We start from the raw sequence: 17,235 nt of genomic DNA, 5'->3' as shown, positions 1-17,235 counted from the left end.
CTACACGCCGATGGCGGTCTTGGTGTAGGAATCGCGGTCGATATCGAGCAACTCCACACAGAGCTGCACTTCAACCCCAGCCGGCCACTCGCACAGATCCTGGAGCACCGCCAACAGACTTTCCGAGAGCTGCTTCTTGATTTGCGGCGAACGACCGCTGAGCAGCGCCAGCTTCACGTGGACAAAGGCGCGTTCGCCCATGCCGGTGCCCACCTTGAAAGTCTCGACCTTCACCGCCCGGCTTTTGATATCGAACTCCGCCGCGAACTGACCGGACCCCACCAGCGTGTTGTTGAGCCGGATCAACGCCACATCCGCGTTCAATTGCGGCAGGTTGGCGGTGTATTCCATGTGCAGATGTGGCATGGGGTGCTCCAGTCAGTCGGCAGAAAGGTCGTACATATACCACAGCATTGCCCTGCTCCCGTGCGGGTTTTTGCCTGCTCGCGATGAGGACGTCTCAGTCAAATCAATATTGTCTGATACTGCGCTTTCGCGAGCAGGCTCGCTCCCACAGGGGAGATTTGTGGTGGAATTCAGGGCGCGGTCAGTGGCCGTTCGCTCATGAATGCCTCAAGCCGCGAACGCAGCCAGCGTTCGGCCGGATCGCTGTCGACATGGCTGAGCCAGACCATCGACAGATCCAGCATCGGGGTCTTGAACGGGAACGGTTCTTTGAACAATCGACCTGAAGCCGCCATGGCTTCGGCGGTGTAGTCCGGCAGGCTGGCGATCAGGTCGGTACCGGCGAGCAACGCCGGCAGCGCACTGTATTGCGGCACCGACAACACCACATGCCGGGTGCGACCGATTTCCGCCAGCCACTCATCGGCATAGCCGCTGATGTTGGCCGTGTGCGACACCAGTACGTGTGGGCGTGAACAGTATTCGTCGAGGGTCAGCGGTGAGTCCGAAGCATCGGCACGCAGGATGCTCGGCTGGATATGCCGCAGCAGCTTGCGTTTGGCATTGGCCGGCAAGCCACGGGTCTGGCTGATGCCGACGGTAATATCGCCGGCAGCCAGCAGATCGGGAATGCGCCAGTAGTCGACGTGTTGCACCACGAACACCACGCTCGGCGCCTCCTGGCGCAGTGCCCGCAACAGCGGCGGCAACAGGCCGAACTCGACATCATCGGACAGGCCGATCCGGAACGTCATGTTGCTCACGGCGGGGTCGAAGTCGTGGGTCAGGCTCAGCGCCACCGACAGCGAGTCGAGCGCCGGCGACAGATACCTGAACAACTCTTCGGCGCGGGCGGTCGGTTCCATGCGATGGCCGACGCGGATGAACAGCGGGTCATTGAACATCGCGCGCAAGCGATTGAGCGCCGAACTGATGGTCGGCTGGCCGAGAAACAGCTTCTCCGCCGCCCGGGTCACGTTGCGCTCGAGCATCAAGGTCTCGAACACCACCATCAGGTTGATGTCGGCCTTGCGTAGTTCATTTCGATTCATCCATTGCCCCCGATCCCCAGACTGCTGGCAGTGTATGAAGTCCTTGGGATCGGCGTCTATCAGACGATTGGCGGTTTGTTCGACAATTTCACTGCACCGTCAGGGTTTGCAATCCCAGCCCCATGACTCGCGCATCGTCATTGAAGCCGAGTTTTTTCGGGCTGACCGCATCTGGCAGATGCAGCTGGACATTCAGATACTCCTCGGCGACCTGCGCCGCGCTGAGCGGAATTTCCAGCCGATTACCCTGCACCTGGGTCAGACGCGTCGACAACGCCTCGACGCCATTGATGCTGACGATCACCCGCTGGCTGAGGTTCGGCGGCATGGCAAAGGCCAGGGCATCAATCACCAGCGCATGCGAGCCGGGAGCGACGCGCAGCAGTAGTTGCGCATCCTGTCCGTCACTCCAGGTGCCCCAGGCTTCCGGTGTGGACCAGCCTTTGACCAGTTGTCGAGTACTGCGGTTGAACGTCTGCACCAGCCCCGGCTGGCTCAAGGGTATCGGCGACAGCGCTCGCCCCTGATCGACCATCGCCAGGCATTGATCACAGTGTTTCCAGCCAGGAGCCAGCACGACAAAGTCGTCGACCCGGGTCAACAGATCGCTGTCGCTGCGAATGCTTTTTACCGCCAGCATCAGCGCATCGTCATCAAGGATGTACAGCGAGTCGGGGTCGTACTGGCCATTGGCAAGTTGGCTTTGCGTCGTGCGCTGCAGCTTTTCCAGGGCTTGGGGGCTCGTACGCCCCAGGTAGGCGGCATCGGTTTTCAGCCCATGGGTGGCGGCGAAATCGGCAATCGCCTGCCACTGGTCCGGTTGATTTTTCGGCATCACGGCACGGATGCTCTTGTAGTGCGCCGCCGCACTGGCCCAGAACGGATCATGCATCGGGCTGGCCCAGGCCGACGCTTCGGGCAGCATTTTCGCTGCTCTCAAACCTGCCCAGGCAATCCGGGTGTCGGTGACTTGCACCATTAACGCCAGCGCCAGCAGCCCCATGGCGACTCGCGTTCGATAGCCGCGCACCACCAGATAAGTCAGCAATATCACGATGACGTAAAACACCGGCCAGAACATCCGACCCGAGGCACGAAAAATATTCGAAAGCTTCACCACAAACTTCGGTAACGGATAACTGAAAGTCTGCAGGCCGACGCCGATATGGTTCGACAGCGCGAACAAGGTCAACCCGATCAACGCCCAGAACAGCAACGGACGACGGCTCACCAGTGCCTTCAGCGAAATGCCGCTGCGGTACCCGCCAATCAAGGCCAAGGGCACCAGCAACAGCACGCCAAGCCCCAGATAATTGAAGCCTTCGTAATCGCCGCCGGCCGTGGGAATGTTAGTCAAAATGTAAGACCAACCGTCCGCATCCACCAGCGACAGCAGGTTCATTCGATAAAAGCCGAAACCACCGCTCACCGCGCCACCGGAAATACTGAAATAACCCGCCTGCCAACAGCACACGCTCACCAGTGCGAACAAACTGCCCAGCTCGATCAGGACCTGACGGCGGATCAGCTTGCCGCCCCGCAGCTTGCCAAGCAGATCAGCCACCCAGATCAGCGCCACCATCCCCAACAGGTAGGCATGCACCAGCGCTGTCGCGGCCAGCAACATGCCCCATGCCAGACGCCGCCGCTGCAGTGCCGGATACAACGCCAGGTACAGCGCCGCAAGAATCAGAAAGTGCCCGGCCAGCGAAAGATGACCACCGGTGCGCAGAAACATCGGCGGCGAAAATACCAGCAGCCCGGTGCCGAGCAAGCGCAACTCGGGATTGTCGGTGATCAGTCCGAGCAGCTTCCAGGCAAACCAGGCCTGCAGAACGAAACACAGCAACAACCACATGCCGAAGTACTGGAATGTTTCCGGCAGCCACGCACTGAACGGCTTGAACAGCAACGCCAGCAACGGATTGGAATCGGAAAAAATGATCGCACTGCCCAACTCCATTCCATAGGACGGATTCAGCCCGAGCGGAAAGGTCCAGGGCGAGTGGCGAAAGAACGCCCAGCCCAGGTAATGCGTCGCCGGGTCGCCGTCCTTGAGCCAGGCAATGTTTTGCGGATCAAGGGCACGCGGGCCGATCACCAGGAAAAACGCCAGCGCTCCGAGCAGGAGCGGCAACAGCGCCAAGGCCGGATGCTTGTTCAAGCCTTTCATCGGTACGTCCAGAAATTGTGCAGCACAAAGGTGAACGCCGGAATGATCAGTGCCACGGCACCGATGCCCAGCAAATAGTGCAGTCCAGCCAATTGCGCTGCCCACGCAACGAACATCGCCAGCAAGAACCCGCCGAAGGACACCAGCATGAACCGCACCAATGTTCTGCCATGCAGCCGCGCGGAGAAACTCCAGGTGGTGTTGATCACGTAGGACACCACCGTCGCCACAGCGAATGCCACACCGTTGGCCAACGGCGGATGCGGGGCCACGAAGTTGATGAACAGCACCGCCACCAGCGCATGCAGAGCGGTGACGAACAGCCCGGTCACGGCAAAGCGCAAGCCGCGCTGGATCAACGCCGATCTATCGGCTGAAGTCACGGTTTGCACGCCAGCACAAACACGCTCAGACCGGCCAGACGGTTCATGCCCATCAGCGGCAGTTCAAGGCGGCAGAGGGTCTTGAGCACGCCGTTGACCAACGGATGATGACGCTTGAGTTGAGACTGCGGCGCGGCGGCCTGCGGGCCTTGGGGCAGCAAACGCAAGACCGCCGCGATCGGAAACACCGCACCGAAAAAGTAGGCACCGCGCTGCACAGTCAAGCCGGCGTCACGGGCCAGGGCTTCAAACTGCGCCAGGGTGTAGCGGCGTTTGTGTTCGAGGAAGTCGTCATGCCCGCTCCACAGAAACTGAAACGCCGGCACGGTCATCAGAAAACGGCTGCCGGACGGCACTTTATCGACGTAAGCCTTGAGCAGGCCGAGGTCGTCGTCGACATGCTCCAGCACGTCCATCAGCAGCACCAGATCCGCGTCGACGGCTTCGATATCGCGACGATAATGCACCGGTTTGCCGGCAGTGCTTGCATCAGAATCGGCAGGGTAGCTGATATCGACGCACCACGCCTCCTGCGCCGAGGTTTGGGTCAACAGATGATGCGAAAAAAAACCCGACCCGGCGCCCACGTCGAGAATCCGCGTGATCGGTGCCTCACCGAGCAGGCGCCGCGTTGCCGCCGCTTTGGAGCAGTAATACCAATGCTCGCCAATGCTGTCGCCGAGGATGTCGGTTTCCTTGAGATCCATGTATCAGTCCTTGGGGTCATAGACGCGACGCACCAGAAAAACCGGCCGGCGTTTGGATTCGATGTAAGTACGCCCCAAGTACTCGCCGAGTACGCCGATGCCGATCAACTGCAGGCCACCGAGGAACGTCACAGCCACCATCAACGAGGCATAACCGGGCATGTCGACGCCGTGGATCAGCGTGCGCACCACAATAAAAATGGCGAAGGCAAACGAGACCAGCGACACCGCCGCGCCGATGTAAGTCCAGATTCGCAGCGGTTCGGTACTGAAACTGGTGATGCCCTCCAGGGCAAAATTCCACAGCCGCCAGCCGTTGAACTTGCTCTGCCCGGCCACGCGTTCGGGCCGCTCGTAATCCACATGGGTGGTGCGAAACCCGACCCAGGCAAACAGGCCCTTCATGAAGCGCCGAGACTCGGGCAAAGTCAGCAAGGCGTCGACCACGCAACGGTCCATCAGGCGGAAATCACCGACGTTTTCCGGCAGTGGTTGTTCGGCGATCTTGTTGTGCAGGCGATAGAACCAGTGGGCGGAAGTCTGCTTGGCCCAGGTGTCGCTGCGGCGACTGATGCGGTGGCCGAGCACGACTTCATAGCCTTCGCGCCAGCGCTCGATCATTTGCAGAATGACTTCGGGCGGGTCCTGCAGGTCGGCATCGATGGGGACAACGATCTGCCCGGTGGCAATCTGCAGGCCAGCGGACAAGGCGGCCTCTTTCCCGAAGTTACGGCTCAGATCGACGATGCGCAGCCGCGAGTCGTGCCGTTGCCGCTCCAGCAGCCCCTCAAGCGTGGCATCGGTACTGCCGTCATTGACGAACACCAGTTCCAGAGCAATCGAGGTCTGCTGCCGGAAGACTTCGTCGATGCGCAGAATGAACGCGTCGAGACTGTCCTCCTCGTTAAAAACCGGGATAACCAGCGATAACGTGACCCGTGTGGCCTGTGCTGTTCCATGCTCAGTCAAGGGAATGCTCTTTTTATAGTGTTTGTCGGTCGTCGAAGCATTTTCGACACCATGAGCCGTCCCGTATTAAGCAGTAGCGCTGTTAGCCTTGCAAGGCGCAAATGGCGACATTCCGGCCAATCCAGACGCCATTGCGCACGCTCTAGCCCGCACTCCTCAGAAACATCTGCCAACGATTGGAAACAAATGTTCGATAGCGAAAAAAACTCGCTCCGCTAGGCTTGCGTCGATGCGACACACAGGTTGTCGCAAACACCATCGCAAGGAGCGAACTGAATGTATTTCGAGATCTACAGGCAATCCCGAGGCACCTCGAGCACCGGCAAAGGCCAATGGCGCTGGCGGCTGCGGGCGGGAAACCACGAGACGGTTGCCAGTGGCGAGTCCTATGTGAACAAGGCTGACTGTTTACACGTGATCGATTTGATCAAGGGTGTGCAGAGCGATACGCCGGTGAAGGAGATCTGACCGCACCGGGCAGCACAGCGCTGCGTCCTACAGCCTCTTCCTTTTTTGCCTGCACCACTGGCGAAGCACTTCTGCGCCCCTACGCTCTTCAGCGTATGGGGCGATCCAGCCCTGTTAAGCCATATGACGTTCAACTCAAAAAAGGAGCCGCACCATGGCTAGAGACAAAGCAAAAGACGACAAACACTTCAACTGCACCCAAACACACGAAGCCGACTACGTCGCCAGCCTCTACCCGCACGCCAAGGATGAAGTGAAGACCTTCCTGGCCTCGGCTTGCAAGGACAACACCCTGCGTAACTCTACGCATAAGGAAGTGTATGACTTGATCAAGCAGAAGCTGGGGCATTCACAGCCGTAAGTGGCTGAGGCGGGTGTTTGGTAAAGCCCGCAGATACAAAAAAGCCCTGTAGCTTCTCAGCTACGGGGCTATTTGCTCTGTTCGGGAACGACGTACAACCGACAGACCAGAATCAAGCTAGGCATGGGCCTCTCGGTCAAGAACATCCGCAACCCACTGATTAATGCTTTTTTGAGCCAATTGCGCTTTTACGGCAACAGTCGCATGAAGAGCTGGCGCCAAACGCAGACTGAGATTGCCCGAATAAGGCTTTTGAGGAGCACGGCCCAGTTTTGCGCAAGTCTCCAGATAGTCAGTAACAGCCTCTTCGAACGCTGACCGAAGCTCTTTTACAGATTCGCCATGAAAACCTACAACGTCCTTGATCCCAGCGATATGACCAACAAAAAGACCATCTTCATCACTGTATTCAATTCGGGCGGCATACCCGTTGTAATTCATCACGTTCATGGAGTGACTCCTGCTTGTTCAAGAAAAGCCCGAGCATCACGAACCTGATAGGGCTTTGCTTCTTTATCCGGGTGAGGTCGGTGGAACGTAGCGACCACACCTCTTAATTCAAACCGAACTCGCGAGCCATTGCCTTCCAAGGTTCTGGCCCCGACCGCATTGAAAAGAGACTCGATGCGCGCCCATTCCAACGTGGCGGGTGTGGGTCGTGAAAATATAGCTGCGAGCGTACCGAGCTGTTTGTTGTTCATAGTATTACACCATGATACCGCGCAGGAAAAATTGCCAATCGCGATTCATATCGCTGATCGATGAAGCGCCCCCCTTTGAACAAGCGGACAACGCCACCCTCCAGGCTTGAAAAGCGGCGTCTTTTTCTCCGAATTTCGGTCAATATTGGGCACGCAGGTCAGGATAAGGAGTGATTTGAAACAGAGCTGTAGGTAGACTCCGAGAGTTACGTACGAACCGGCATCAATCGAGTCACATCCGATTATCGACTTTTCAACCTCGGGTTCCGACGACAGGATTTTCTGATTACTCAAGCGAGCAGAAACAAAAAAGCCCCGTAACTCTTCAGCTACGGGGCTTTTTCTATGTAATGGCGGAGAGATAGGGATTCGAACCCTAGGTACCGGTGAAGGTACAACGGATTTCGAATCCGTCCCATTCGGCCACTCTGGCATCTCTCCAACGGCGCGCATCATAACAACACTTCTGCCGAAAGCAAACCCTCTTTCGAAAATTTTCTCCGTGCTATCAGATGCTTGCGTCGATTAAAGCGGTACACCCAGACGATTGGCGACTTCTTCGTAAGCTTCGATGACGTCACCGAGGCCCTGGCGGAAGCGGTCTTTGTCCATCTTCTTCTTGGTGTCCTTGTCCCAGAGACGGCAGCCGTCCGGGCTGAACTCGTCGCCCAGGACGATCGAGCCGTCGCTGAACACGCCGAATTCAAGTTTGAAGTCCACCAGCAAGAGGCCTGCGTCGTCGAACAGTTTGCTCAGGACTTCGTTGACCTTGAGCGACAGTTCTTTCATGCGCGCCAGTTGCTCGGCGGTGCCCCAGCCGAATGCCACGACGTGGGATTCGTTGATGAACGGGTCGCCCTTGGCGTCGTCCTTCAGGAACAGTTCGAAGGTGTAAGGATTGAGCTTCATGCCCTCTTCGACACCCAGACGTTTTACCAGGCTGCCGGCGGCGTAGTTACGCACGACGCACTCGACGGGAATCATGTCCAGCTTCTTCACCAGGCACTCATTGTCGCCCAGCAGTTTGTCGAATTGGGTCGGGATGCCGGCCGCTTCGAGTTTCTGCATGATGAAAGCGTTGAACTTGTTGTTCACCATGCCTTTGCGGTCGAGCTGCTCGATGCGCTTGCCGTCGAACGCCGAGGTGTCGTTGCGAAACAGCAGGATCAAGCGGTCAGCGTCATCGGTCTTGTAAACCGATTTGGCTTTGCCGCGGTAGAGTTCTTCACGTTTTTCCATGATGGGCTCCGCTTGCTAAGTAGATGGGCTAGGCGATATGGCGCCAGTCGAGCCCTGAATCTTGATCGGCCAGTTGCAGCCAGTCCGGGTCGCACCCGAGGGTGTCGACGAAACATTGCCGGGCCAGCTGCGGCAGGTTGTTCTTGCTGCTCAGGTGGGCGAGAACCAGATGCTGCAAGCCCTGCCACCCCAACTCGGCCACCAGGAATGCCGCCTGATGGTTGTTCAAATGTCCCAGCTCGCCGCCCACCCGCTGCTTGAGAAAGTACGGGTAATGACCACGTGCCAGCATGTCGCGACAATGGTTGGACTCGATCATCAATGCATCGAGATCCCGATAGCCGTCCAGCACCCGCTCGCAGTAGGAACCCAGGTCGGTCAGCAGGCCGAAGCGCCGCTGCTCGTTGTCACTGAATACATACTGAGTCGGCTCTTGCGCATCATGGGCCACGGCAATGACCCCGATGTTCAGTGCGCCGATCTGCAACTGCTCGCCGCCGGCCAGAAAGCCTGCGGGTTCGATCGGTTTGCGCATCCCGCGCAGTGTGCCGCGACTGAGGTAGACCGGCAAATTGTAGCGCCGAGACAGCAAACCCACGCCATGCACGTGGTCGGCATGTTCGTGGGTTACGAGTATCGCGCTCAATTGCGCCGGGTTCACACCCAGGCGCAACAGGCGTTTTTCGGTTTCCCGCAGGGAAAAACCACAATCCACCAGCACATACGTATCAGCGCTGGCGATCAGCGTGCCGTTCCCTTGGCTACCGCTGCCGAGAACGGCAAAGCGCATGTGATCAGCCCAGGTTGTCCTGAATCACGCTCAACACTTTGCGGGCCACATCGGCCGGCGCAACGGTGTTGATGTTCTTCTCGACGGTTACCTGAACGTTTTCACCGACCTTGCTCAGGCGAACCTGATAACGCTCGGCGCGGGCTTCAACTTCCTCTTTGGTCGGCGCACTGCCGAACAGGCTGCTGAAGAAACCAGGCTTCTCGTCTTTCTTCTCGGCTTTTTCGGCCAGGTTGATGTAGTACAGGCCCAGGCTGCGGTTGATGTCTTCAACGCGCCACTGACCTTGCTCCAGCGCACGACCGACGCTCGACCAGGCACGATCCAGATCCGGACCGACGTTCAACACTGGGTTGCCGCTACCGTCTTCGCTGAGGCTGACACGGCTTGGGGTATCGAAATCACGCGAAGCCAGCATCGACACCGAACCACCCTTTTCGGAGGTCCGGCTCATGCTCGCCAGCATGTCGTCGACCAGCGCAGCGTCCAGGCCAGTGTTGACCGAACGGTTGGTGAAATCGACGTCAGCGGTGCTGCCGGCAGGACGCTCGGCGCTGACCACGTAGATTTCACTGGTGTTGCGCTGCACGCCCGGCTCGATGCGCACCCGCACGCGGGTTTCGCTGTCGGCGCCGACACCCGCTGCGCTCAGGCGCTTGGCCATGGCGGCGGACAGCTCGTCAGAATGCTGCCAGGTGGTGGTGAATTCACCGGTTTGCGGACGCTGTTCATCCAGACGGAAACCGTTGTCCTGGAAAAACTGCACCGCCACTGGCCAGACTTCGGCCGGTGGGTGCTGGGCCACGACCCAACGCGAGTCACCGCTCTTCTGCAGCGAGTAGTCGGTTGCATCGGCAATCGCGGTCAGCGGTTGTGGACGCGGCACCACGTATTCGCCTTTGGCAGTGTCATCGGCCACGTTGCGCGGGATCGGCAACAGCGGGTCGAGGCGCTTGGAGGTGCTGACATTCGGTGGCAATTGCATCGGTGCAGTCTGTTGCGCTTCCAGGTAATCGCTACCACGGTCACGGAAATAACCTTCCGGGCCCCAGACCCATCCGCAGCCACTGGTGCTGGAGATAATCAAGGCAAGTGCGGAAAGTCCGGCCATTCGCTTCATGCGTTGTACTTCCTCAATTAAACCAGGACGCTGCACTGGCGCAGGGCCGTGCGAAGCGTTTCATGACAAGGAGCGCTCAGCCAGGTCAGCGGCAGGCGGATGCCTTCGTGCATCAAGCCCATTTCAACCAGAGCCCACTTCACCGGAATCGGGTTGGCTTCGATGAACAGGTCCTTGTGCAACGGCATCAGTTTTTCATTGATTGCCCGTGCGGTATCGGCGTCGCCTTTCAACGCGGCCTCGCACAGGTCAGCCATTTCGCGCGGGGCGACGTTCGCTGTTACGGATATGTTGCCTTTGCCACCCAGCAGGATCAGCTCGACCGCGGTCGGATCATCGCCGGACAGCACGATGAAGTCCTTGCTCACGCCGTCGATGATGGCTTTGGCGCGTTTCAGGTCGCCGGTGGCTTCCTTGATGCCGATGATGTTCGGCACGGTGGACAGGCGAATCACCGTCTCGGCCTGCATGTCGCAGGAGGTGCGGCCGGGAACGTTGTAGAGAATCTGTGGAATGTCGACGGCTTCGGCAATGTGCTTGAAGTGCTGGTACAGGCCTTCCTGGGTCGGCTTGTTGTAGTACGGCACGACCAGCAGGCAGGCGTCGGCGCCGGCTTCCTTGGCGTTGCGGGTCAGCTCGACGGCTTCGCGGGTCGAATTCGCACCGGTACCGGCGATCACCGGGATGCGGCCTGCGACCTGTTTGACCACGGCTTTGATGACGGCGATGTGTTCTTCTACATCAAGGGTTGCCGACTCGCCGGTAGTACCGACCGCGACAATGGCATGGGTGCCGTTCTTGAGATGGAAGTCCACGAGTTTGCTGAGGCTGTCCCAGTCAAGACGCCCTTGTGCATCCATGGGAGTGACCAGTGCCACCATACTGCCCGCAATCATGAAACCGCTCCTGCCGGAAAAAGAGAGCGGTAATGGTACTGGCGCCAAGATGCTTGCACAAGCGAAGTACTGCGCCGCCATTCCCCTTGGCGTCGGTTTTCGCTACCCTTCAGACTTTGATCGGTACAGATCAGCTTGTAAGCCGGGTTCCAGCCTCCCCTTTCGGCCTCCCAGGCCCCGTTCCAGTGTCGCAGCTGTACGTTCCGCCTTTATTGGAGCGAATCGCGAGCCAGGGTCCGGGGCTTTCTGAACGGGCACGCGCAGACGCATCCCGACGGCCAACGCCCATCGACCTACCGACCGCTCATCGCTTTAGGAATGCTGCATGTCCACCCCCACAGTTCGCGAACAATTCCTTGTCATCAGTGCCCTTGGCGCCAACCCCATGGAGCTGACTAACGTCCTGTGCCGCGCCAGCCATGAAAATCGCTGCGCCGTCGTCACTTCCCGCCTGACCCGCCACGGCGAGTGCAGTGCCCTGGTACTGGAAATTTCCGGTAGCTGGGACGCCTTGGCCCGCCTCGAAGGCAGCCTGCCAACCCTGGCCAAGCGCCACGCCTTCACCGTCAACGTGGTACGCAGTGCGGCGCTGGAAAATCGCCCGCAGGCGCTGCCTTATGTAGCTTATGTCAGCTCGGCGTATCGCCCGGACATCATCAATGAGCTGTGCCAGTTCTTCATGGACCACAACGTCGAGCTGGAAAACCTGACCTGCGATACCTATCAGGCCCCGCAGACCGGCGGCACCATGCTCAACGCCACCTTTACCGTGACTCTGCCGGCCGGCACCCAGATCAGCTGGCTGCGCGACCAGTTCCTGGATTTCGCCGACGCGATGAACCTGGATGCCCTCATCGAGCCTTGGCGCCCACAAAACCCAATGTAAGGAAGCTTTCATGGCCGTTGTCATCGACCAACCCGTTGCGGATTTCGAAGCACCTGCCACCAGCGGGCAGACCATCAGTCTGTCTGCCTTGAAGGGCAAGCAAGTGGTGATCTACTTCTATCCGAAGGACAGCACCCCGGGCTGCACCACCGAAGGCCAGGGTTTTCGTGACCAGTACGCGGCGTTTCAGGCTGCCAACACGGAAATCTTCGGGATTTCCCGCGACAGCCTGAAGTCCCACGAGAACTTCAAGTGCAAGCAGGAATTTCCGTTCGAGCTGATCAGCGACAAGGACGAAGCCGTCTGCCAGCTGTTCGACGTGATCAAGCTGAAGAAGCTGTACGGCAAGGAATACCTGGGCGTCGATCGCAGCACATTCCTGATCGACAAGGACGGTGTGCTGCGTCAGGAATGGCGCGGCGTGAAAGTGCCGGGGCATGTGGATGCGGTGCTGGCTGCGGCTCAGGCGCTGAATAAAGCCTGAAGATCAAAAGATCAAAAGATCGCAGCCTGCGGCAGCTCCTACATTGGAATNGTTTCCCTGTAGGAGCTGCCGCAGGCTGCGATCTTTTTGCTTTTATAGTAACGGAGCCACCACAGGCTCCTTGCGCGGCCAGGCATCCAGCACTGCCTTGAACAGCGTCGCCAGCGGAATCGCAAAGAACACGCCCCAGAAGCCCCACAACCCGCCAAACAACAGCACCGCGCAGATGATGGCCACCGGGTGCAGGTTGACCGCCTCGGAAAACAGCAAAGGCACCAGCACGTTGCCATCCAGCGTCTGAATGATTCCGTAGACCGCCATCAGATAAATGAACTGATCGCTCCAGCCCCATTGGAATAGCGCGATCAGCAGCACCGGTACGGTCACCACCACCGCACCGACGTACGGCACGACCACCGACACCCCGACCAGCAACGCCAGCAGCGCCGCATAGTTGAGGCCGAGGGCGACGAAGGCGATATAGGTCACGCCGCCGCAGATCACGATTTCGATGACCTTGCCACGAATGTAATTGGCAATCTGCCGGTTCATTTCCTGCGCGACCCGGGTAATCAGCGCCCGCTCGCGAGGCAGATAGCCGCGCACCCACTCGCCGATCATGGCCCGATCCTTGAGAAAGAAAAACACCAGGATCGGCACCAGCACCAGATAGATCATGATGTTGACCAGCAGGGGCAGGCTCGACAGCGAGAAGGTCAGCGCCCACTGCCCGAATTTGCCGATTTCGCCACGCGCGGCTTCGATGGCTTGCAGCACCTGCTCGTCAGAAACCAGATGCGGATAGCGCTCGGGCAGCAACAGCAGCAGCGACTGCCACTTGGCGAGCATGCCCGGCAGCTCGTTGAACAAGGTGATCAACTGATGCCAGAGCAGCGGCAACACCACCACGATAAACACCAGCAACACGCCCATGAACAGCGCAAACACCAGGCCCACCGCCGCCGCACCAGGCACGCGCATACGCTCAAGAGCAAGCACCAGCCCCTGCATCAGGTACGCCAGCACCATCCCCGCCAGTACCGGCGCGAGCATGCCACCGAGCGTGAGCACTGCGGTGAAGGCGAGAAACAGCAGCACTGCCAGCACCACCGCTTCTTCGTCGGAAAAGTAGCGCTGAATCCAGTCGCGTAACACTTTGAACATCAATAATCCCTGGGTCTTTTACGCGGTGGGTTTCAGGCTTTCTTCAACCAGTAACGGTAAACGCCTGCTTCGTCTTCTTCGCGCAGCAGCGTATGACCGGCCAAACGGGCAAAGGTGCGGAAGTCACGCTGCGAGCCCGCGTCCGTGGCGATCACCTTGAGTACGGCGCCGCTGGGCAGCTTGTTGAGTTCCATTTTGGCCTTGAGCAACGGCAACGGGCAATTCAGGCCACTGGCGTCCAGTTCACAATCATGGGCTACAGCGTCAGTCATTGCGTCACTCCGGTTCAGATGGTCGAGCGGCCTAGAATATCTGGTCGCGGGCCCGGTGTCCGGCTACAGTAAGGTCTTTGTCTTCTAAGGCTTTGTGCATGACATTTCTGCGCCCTACCCTGTTGACGCTCGCTTGCCTGCTCGCCTCACCGGGCTTTGCCGACGATCTGCCGTCACTTGGCGACGCCAGTTCTGCCATTGTCTCACCGCAACAGGAATATCAGCTGGGCCGCGCCTGGCTGGCTATGTTGCGCAGTCAGGTTGCACAACTCAACGATCCGCAACTCAAGGACTACGTCGAGTCCAGCGTCTACAAGCTGGTGGAAACCAGCCAGGTAACTGACCGCCGCCTCGAATTTATCCTGATCAACAGCCCGCAGCTCAACGCCTTCGCGGCGCCAGGTGGCGTGGTCGGGGTCAACGGCGGGCTGTTCCTCAATGCGCAGACCGAAGGCGAATATGCCTCGGTACTGGCTCACGAACTGGCTCACTTGTCGCAACGTCACTTTGCTCGTGGCGTCGAAGCTTCGCAACGGATGCAGGTACCGATGATGGCGGCGCTGCTGGCTGGCATCGTGATTGCCGCTGCCGGTGGTGGTGATGCCGGGATCGCGACCATTGCCGGCAGTCAAGCAGCAGCCATTCAATCGCAACGTACCTTCTCGCGCCAGAACGAACAGGAAGCCGACCGTATTGGCATCCTCAACCTGGAAAAGGCCGGATACGACCCGCGCTCGATGCCGACCATGTTCGAACGTCTGATGCGCCAATACCGCTTCGACGCCAAGCCGCCGGAATTTCTGCTGACTCACCCGGTGACCGAATCGCGTATCGCCGACACCCGTAACCGCGCAGAACAGGCGCCAGCGGGCGGCATCGAAGACAGCATGCGCTATCAGCTGATCCGCGCCCGCGTACAGCTGATCTACGAAGAAACCCCGGGGCTGGGCGCCAAGCGCTTCCGCGCACAACTGGATGAGAACCCGAAGAATGACGTGGCGCGCTATGGCCTGGCAATCGCCCAGATCAAGGGTGGTCAGCTCAATGAAGCGCGGGAGAACCTCAAGCAATTGCTGGCCAAGTCGCCTAACGAGATCATCTACAACCTCGCGCAGATCGACCTGGACATCACCAACAACCGCCTGCCGGATGCGCAAACCCGAGTGGACCGGATGCTCACGCAATATCCGGGCAACTACCCGTTGAATCAGGTTCGTGTCGATCTGTTGCTGAAACAGAATCGCACCGCTGACGCGGAAAAAGCCCTCGACAGCTTGCTCAAATCTCGTCCGAACGATCCGGACGTGTGGTATCAGGTCGCTGAAACTCGTGGCCTGTCCGGCAATATCATCGGTCTGCATCAGGCTCGCGCCGAATACTTTGCGCTGGTGGGGGACTATCGTCAGGCGATCCAGCAGCTCGATTTTGCCAAACGCAAGGCGGGCAGCAACTTCCCGCTGTCCTCGCGGATCGATGCGCGCCAGCGCGAGCTGATGGAGCAGGAACGCATGATCAAGGACATGATGGGCTGAGTTCTCATCAGCGACATAAAAATTTCAGGCATAAAAAAACCGCCTCTTTCGAGGCGGTTTTTTATTTCACCGCAACCGGGTTATTCAGCCAGTTTGAAGGTGATGAAGCTCGCGCGACCTTGACGCAGTACGCGCATCGACACCGAACGATTCTTCGGCAGTGCCTTGGCGATCTCGGTGAACTCCTTGGTGGAGCCGATGGCCTGGTTGTTCAGGTGAGTGATCACGTCACCCGGCTGCAGACCGATCAGGGCCGCAGGACCGTCCTGAACTTCCTTGATCACCACTCCGCCCTTGAGGTCGTAGGTTTTCTTCTGCTCGGCGGTCAACTCGACCACCGAAACACCGAGGCGATTGCTGCTGCTTTCCGCGCCGGATTTCGGCAGCGCTGCCAGCTCTTTGTCCTCGTCCGGAATCGCGCCGACAGTCAGCTCGACATTCTTGCGCTTGCCGTCACGAATCACTTCAAGGTTGGCTTTGGCGCCCGCTTTCAGCGCACCGACCAGATGTGGCAAGTCAGCGGACATGACGATCGGCTGACCGTTCATGCTCAGGATCACGTCACCCACTTGCAGGCCACCCTTGGCTGCCGGACCGTCATCCTGAATCTGCGCAACCAGCGCACCGGCCGGCTTATCAAGACCGAACGACTCGGCCAGATCCTTGTTCACTTCCTGGATGACCACACCCAGCCAGCCACGGCTGACCTTGCCACCGCTTTTCAACTGATTGGAAACGTCCATCGCCACATCGATCGGAATGGCGAACGACACACCCATGAAGCCACCGGACCGGGTGTAGATCTGCGAGTTGATCCCGACCACTTCACCGTTCAGGTTGAACAGCGGGCCACCGGAGTTACCCGGGTTGATGGGGACGTCGGTCTGAATGAACGGCACGTAGTTTTCGTTCGGCAGGCTACGGCCGACGGCACTGACAATGCCTTGGGTCACGGTGTGGTCAAAGCCGAACGGCGACCCGATCGCCACCACCCACTGACCGGCTTTCAGGTCCTGGGACTTGCCGAGTTTGAGCACCGGCAGATCCTTGCCATCGATTTTCAGCAGGGCCACGTCGGAGCGCGGATCGGTGCCGATCAGCTTGGCTTTCATTTCACTGCGATCTGCAAGACGCACGAGGATTTCGTCGGCATCGGCAATCACATGGTTGTTGGTCAGGATGTAGCCATCCGAAGAAATGATGAAGCCCGAACCCAGCGATTGTGCTTCACGCTGACGGTCGCCGCGCGGCGAACGCTGCTGAGGCGGCATGCCGCGCTCGAAGAACTCGCGCAACATCGGCGGCAAGCCTTCCAGGTCAGGCATCTGCTGATTCACCTTGCGGTCCGGCAGTTTCTGCGTGGTACTGATGTTCACCACTGCAGGCGAGGCCTGTTCAACCAGTTGGGTGAAATCCGGCAGGTCGGCCGCCTGGACAGCGGGGACAGCCTGACCCAGCACCAGCACGGTGGCGAAAATGGAGAGATAAGACTTCAAGCTAAGTATCGACATACAGCTCCCGTTACGACGAGCAGGGTTAAGCGATATGGAGCAAGGAACACCGGGAACCGCGGGCCGGTATTTTTGTTCCGGGAACAACAGACAAGGCCAGAGCCGTGAGGCTCTGACCTATA

The 17,235-nt window shown here is 59.0% G+C and carries 20 protein-coding genes and 1 tRNA gene; 5 read left to right on the top strand and 16 right to left on the bottom strand.

Features of this window, described 5'->3' with window-relative positions; genetic code table 11:
- The 6 genes from ACTJKS_RS16150 to ACTJKS_RS16125 all read right to left on the bottom strand — a co-directional run bounded on the left by ACTJKS_RS16150 (position 1) and on the right by ACTJKS_RS16125 (position 5,689).
- Positions 1 to 366, bottom strand: coding sequence for a 5-carboxymethyl-2-hydroxymuconate Delta-isomerase (locus tag ACTJKS_RS16150; protein ID WP_041070350.1), 366 nt, complete (start codon positions 364 to 366; stop codon positions 1 to 3).
- A gap of 170 nt (positions 367 to 536) precedes the next feature.
- Positions 537 to 1,457, bottom strand: coding sequence for a LysR substrate-binding domain-containing protein (locus ACTJKS_RS16145; RefSeq protein WP_041070352.1), 921 nt, complete (start codon positions 1,455 to 1,457; stop codon positions 537 to 539).
- Positions 1,458 to 1,545: 88 nt separating this feature from the next.
- Positions 1,546 to 3,630 (bottom strand): DUF6311 domain-containing protein, encoded by a 2,085-nt coding sequence (locus ACTJKS_RS16140; RefSeq protein WP_108181960.1) that lies wholly within the window; start codon positions 3,628 to 3,630, stop codon positions 1,546 to 1,548.
- On the bottom strand, positions 3,627 to 4,013 hold the full coding sequence (locus ACTJKS_RS16135) for a GtrA family protein (protein ID WP_108184368.1): 387 nt from the start codon (positions 4,011 to 4,013) through the stop codon (positions 3,627 to 3,629). Before ACTJKS_RS16135 ends, ACTJKS_RS16140 begins: the two co-directional genes overlap by 4 nt.
- Positions 4,010 to 4,720: a class I SAM-dependent methyltransferase gene (locus ACTJKS_RS16130; protein ID WP_108181959.1), complete on the bottom strand. Its 711-nt coding sequence runs from the start codon at positions 4,718 to 4,720 to the stop codon at positions 4,010 to 4,012. Before ACTJKS_RS16130 ends, ACTJKS_RS16135 begins: the two co-directional genes overlap by 4 nt.
- A 3-nt stretch (positions 4,721 to 4,723) precedes the next feature.
- A complete protein-coding gene (locus ACTJKS_RS16125) occupies positions 4,724 to 5,689 on the bottom strand; it encodes a glycosyltransferase family 2 protein (protein ID WP_108181958.1) in 966 nt (321 codons plus the stop codon).
- A 276-nt stretch (positions 5,690 to 5,965) separates the two neighbouring features.
- Between ACTJKS_RS16125 and ACTJKS_RS16120 the strand changes: the two genes are divergently transcribed.
- Positions 5,966 to 6,157, top strand: a complete 192-nt coding sequence (locus ACTJKS_RS16120; protein ID WP_108181957.1) for a YegP family protein — start codon at positions 5,966 to 5,968, stop codon at positions 6,155 to 6,157.
- A 154-nt stretch (positions 6,158 to 6,311) separates the two neighbouring features.
- On the top strand, positions 6,312 to 6,518 hold the full coding sequence (locus ACTJKS_RS16115) for a hypothetical protein (RefSeq protein WP_047598090.1): 207 nt from the start codon (positions 6,312 to 6,314) through the stop codon (positions 6,516 to 6,518).
- A 117-nt stretch (positions 6,519 to 6,635) separates the two neighbouring features.
- On the opposite strand, the gene ACTJKS_RS16110 is transcribed toward ACTJKS_RS16115, so the two are convergent.
- The 7 genes from ACTJKS_RS16110 to dapA all read right to left on the bottom strand — a co-directional run bounded on the left by ACTJKS_RS16110 (position 6,636) and on the right by dapA (position 11,264).
- Entirely contained in the window at positions 6,636 to 6,968 is a 333-nt protein-coding gene (locus tag ACTJKS_RS16110; RefSeq protein ID WP_047598089.1) for a type II toxin-antitoxin system HicB family antitoxin, read from the bottom strand.
- Positions 6,965 to 7,219: a type II toxin-antitoxin system HicA family toxin gene (locus tag ACTJKS_RS16105; protein WP_108181956.1), complete on the bottom strand. Its 255-nt coding sequence runs from the start codon at positions 7,217 to 7,219 to the stop codon at positions 6,965 to 6,967. The genes ACTJKS_RS16110 and ACTJKS_RS16105 overlap by 4 nt, the downstream gene beginning before the upstream one ends.
- Before the next feature lie 351 nt (positions 7,220 to 7,570).
- A tRNA-Ser gene (locus ACTJKS_RS16100) sits at positions 7,571 to 7,660 on the bottom strand.
- An 84-nt stretch (positions 7,661 to 7,744) separates the two neighbouring features.
- Positions 7,745 to 8,458, bottom strand: coding sequence for a phosphoribosylaminoimidazolesuccinocarboxamide synthase (gene purC / locus ACTJKS_RS16095; protein WP_007963288.1), 714 nt, complete (start codon positions 8,456 to 8,458; stop codon positions 7,745 to 7,747).
- A gap of 28 nt (positions 8,459 to 8,486) precedes the next feature.
- Positions 8,487 to 9,248, bottom strand: a complete 762-nt coding sequence (locus ACTJKS_RS16090; protein ID WP_102354439.1) for an MBL fold metallo-hydrolase — start codon at positions 9,246 to 9,248, stop codon at positions 8,487 to 8,489.
- 4 nt (positions 9,249 to 9,252) lie between these two features.
- On the bottom strand, positions 9,253 to 10,368 hold the full coding sequence (bamC, locus tag ACTJKS_RS16085; RefSeq protein WP_041070366.1) for an outer membrane protein assembly factor BamC: 1,116 nt from the start codon (positions 10,366 to 10,368) through the stop codon (positions 9,253 to 9,255).
- Positions 10,369 to 10,385: 17 nt separating this feature from the next.
- Positions 10,386 to 11,264 carry a 4-hydroxy-tetrahydrodipicolinate synthase gene (gene dapA / locus ACTJKS_RS16080; protein ID WP_047292292.1) on the bottom strand — a complete coding sequence of 293 codons (879 nt, stop codon included), beginning with the start codon at positions 11,262 to 11,264 and terminating at the stop codon, positions 10,386 to 10,388.
- A 325-nt stretch (positions 11,265 to 11,589) separates the two neighbouring features.
- Here dapA and ACTJKS_RS16075 point away from each other — a divergent pair, with 325 nt between their 5' ends.
- The gene (locus ACTJKS_RS16075) at positions 11,590 to 12,150 is read left to right on the top strand and encodes a glycine cleavage system protein R (RefSeq protein ID WP_007963284.1); all 561 of its coding nucleotides are present in this window, start codon (positions 11,590 to 11,592) and stop codon (positions 12,148 to 12,150) included.
- Between the two features lie 10 nt (positions 12,151 to 12,160).
- Positions 12,161 to 12,634, top strand: a complete 474-nt coding sequence (locus ACTJKS_RS16070) for a peroxiredoxin (RefSeq protein ID WP_108181946.1) — start codon at positions 12,161 to 12,163, stop codon at positions 12,632 to 12,634.
- A gap of 93 nt (positions 12,635 to 12,727) precedes the next feature.
- Here ACTJKS_RS16070 and ACTJKS_RS16065 read toward each other — a convergent pair whose 3' ends face one another.
- Positions 12,728 to 13,798 (bottom strand): AI-2E family transporter, encoded by a 1,071-nt coding sequence (locus ACTJKS_RS16065; RefSeq protein ID WP_027614463.1) that lies wholly within the window; start codon positions 13,796 to 13,798, stop codon positions 12,728 to 12,730.
- 32 nt (positions 13,799 to 13,830) lie between these two features.
- Complete coding sequence (locus ACTJKS_RS16060; RefSeq protein ID WP_007963279.1) at positions 13,831 to 14,070, bottom strand: sulfurtransferase TusA family protein; 240 nt, start codon at positions 14,068 to 14,070, stop codon at positions 13,831 to 13,833.
- A gap of 98 nt (positions 14,071 to 14,168) precedes the next feature.
- On the opposite strand from ACTJKS_RS16060, the gene ACTJKS_RS16055 reads away from it, so the two are divergent.
- Positions 14,169 to 15,602, top strand: coding sequence for a M48 family metalloprotease (locus tag ACTJKS_RS16055; RefSeq protein WP_041070373.1), 1,434 nt, complete (start codon positions 14,169 to 14,171; stop codon positions 15,600 to 15,602).
- An 80-nt stretch (positions 15,603 to 15,682) separates the two neighbouring features.
- Here the strand turns inward: ACTJKS_RS16055 and ACTJKS_RS16050 are convergent, their stop codons facing one another.
- Positions 15,683 to 17,113 (bottom strand): DegQ family serine endoprotease, encoded by a 1,431-nt coding sequence (locus tag ACTJKS_RS16050; RefSeq protein WP_047598084.1) that lies wholly within the window; start codon positions 17,111 to 17,113, stop codon positions 15,683 to 15,685.
- Positions 17,114 to 17,235: the final 122 nt, after the last annotated feature.

The organism is Pseudomonas sp. 22189 (assembly GCF_052045635.1).
Taxonomy (GTDB): domain Bacteria; phylum Pseudomonadota; class Gammaproteobacteria; order Pseudomonadales; family Pseudomonadaceae; genus Aquipseudomonas; species Aquipseudomonas parakoreensis.
This window is presented reverse-complemented; position numbering and strand designations above follow the sequence as displayed.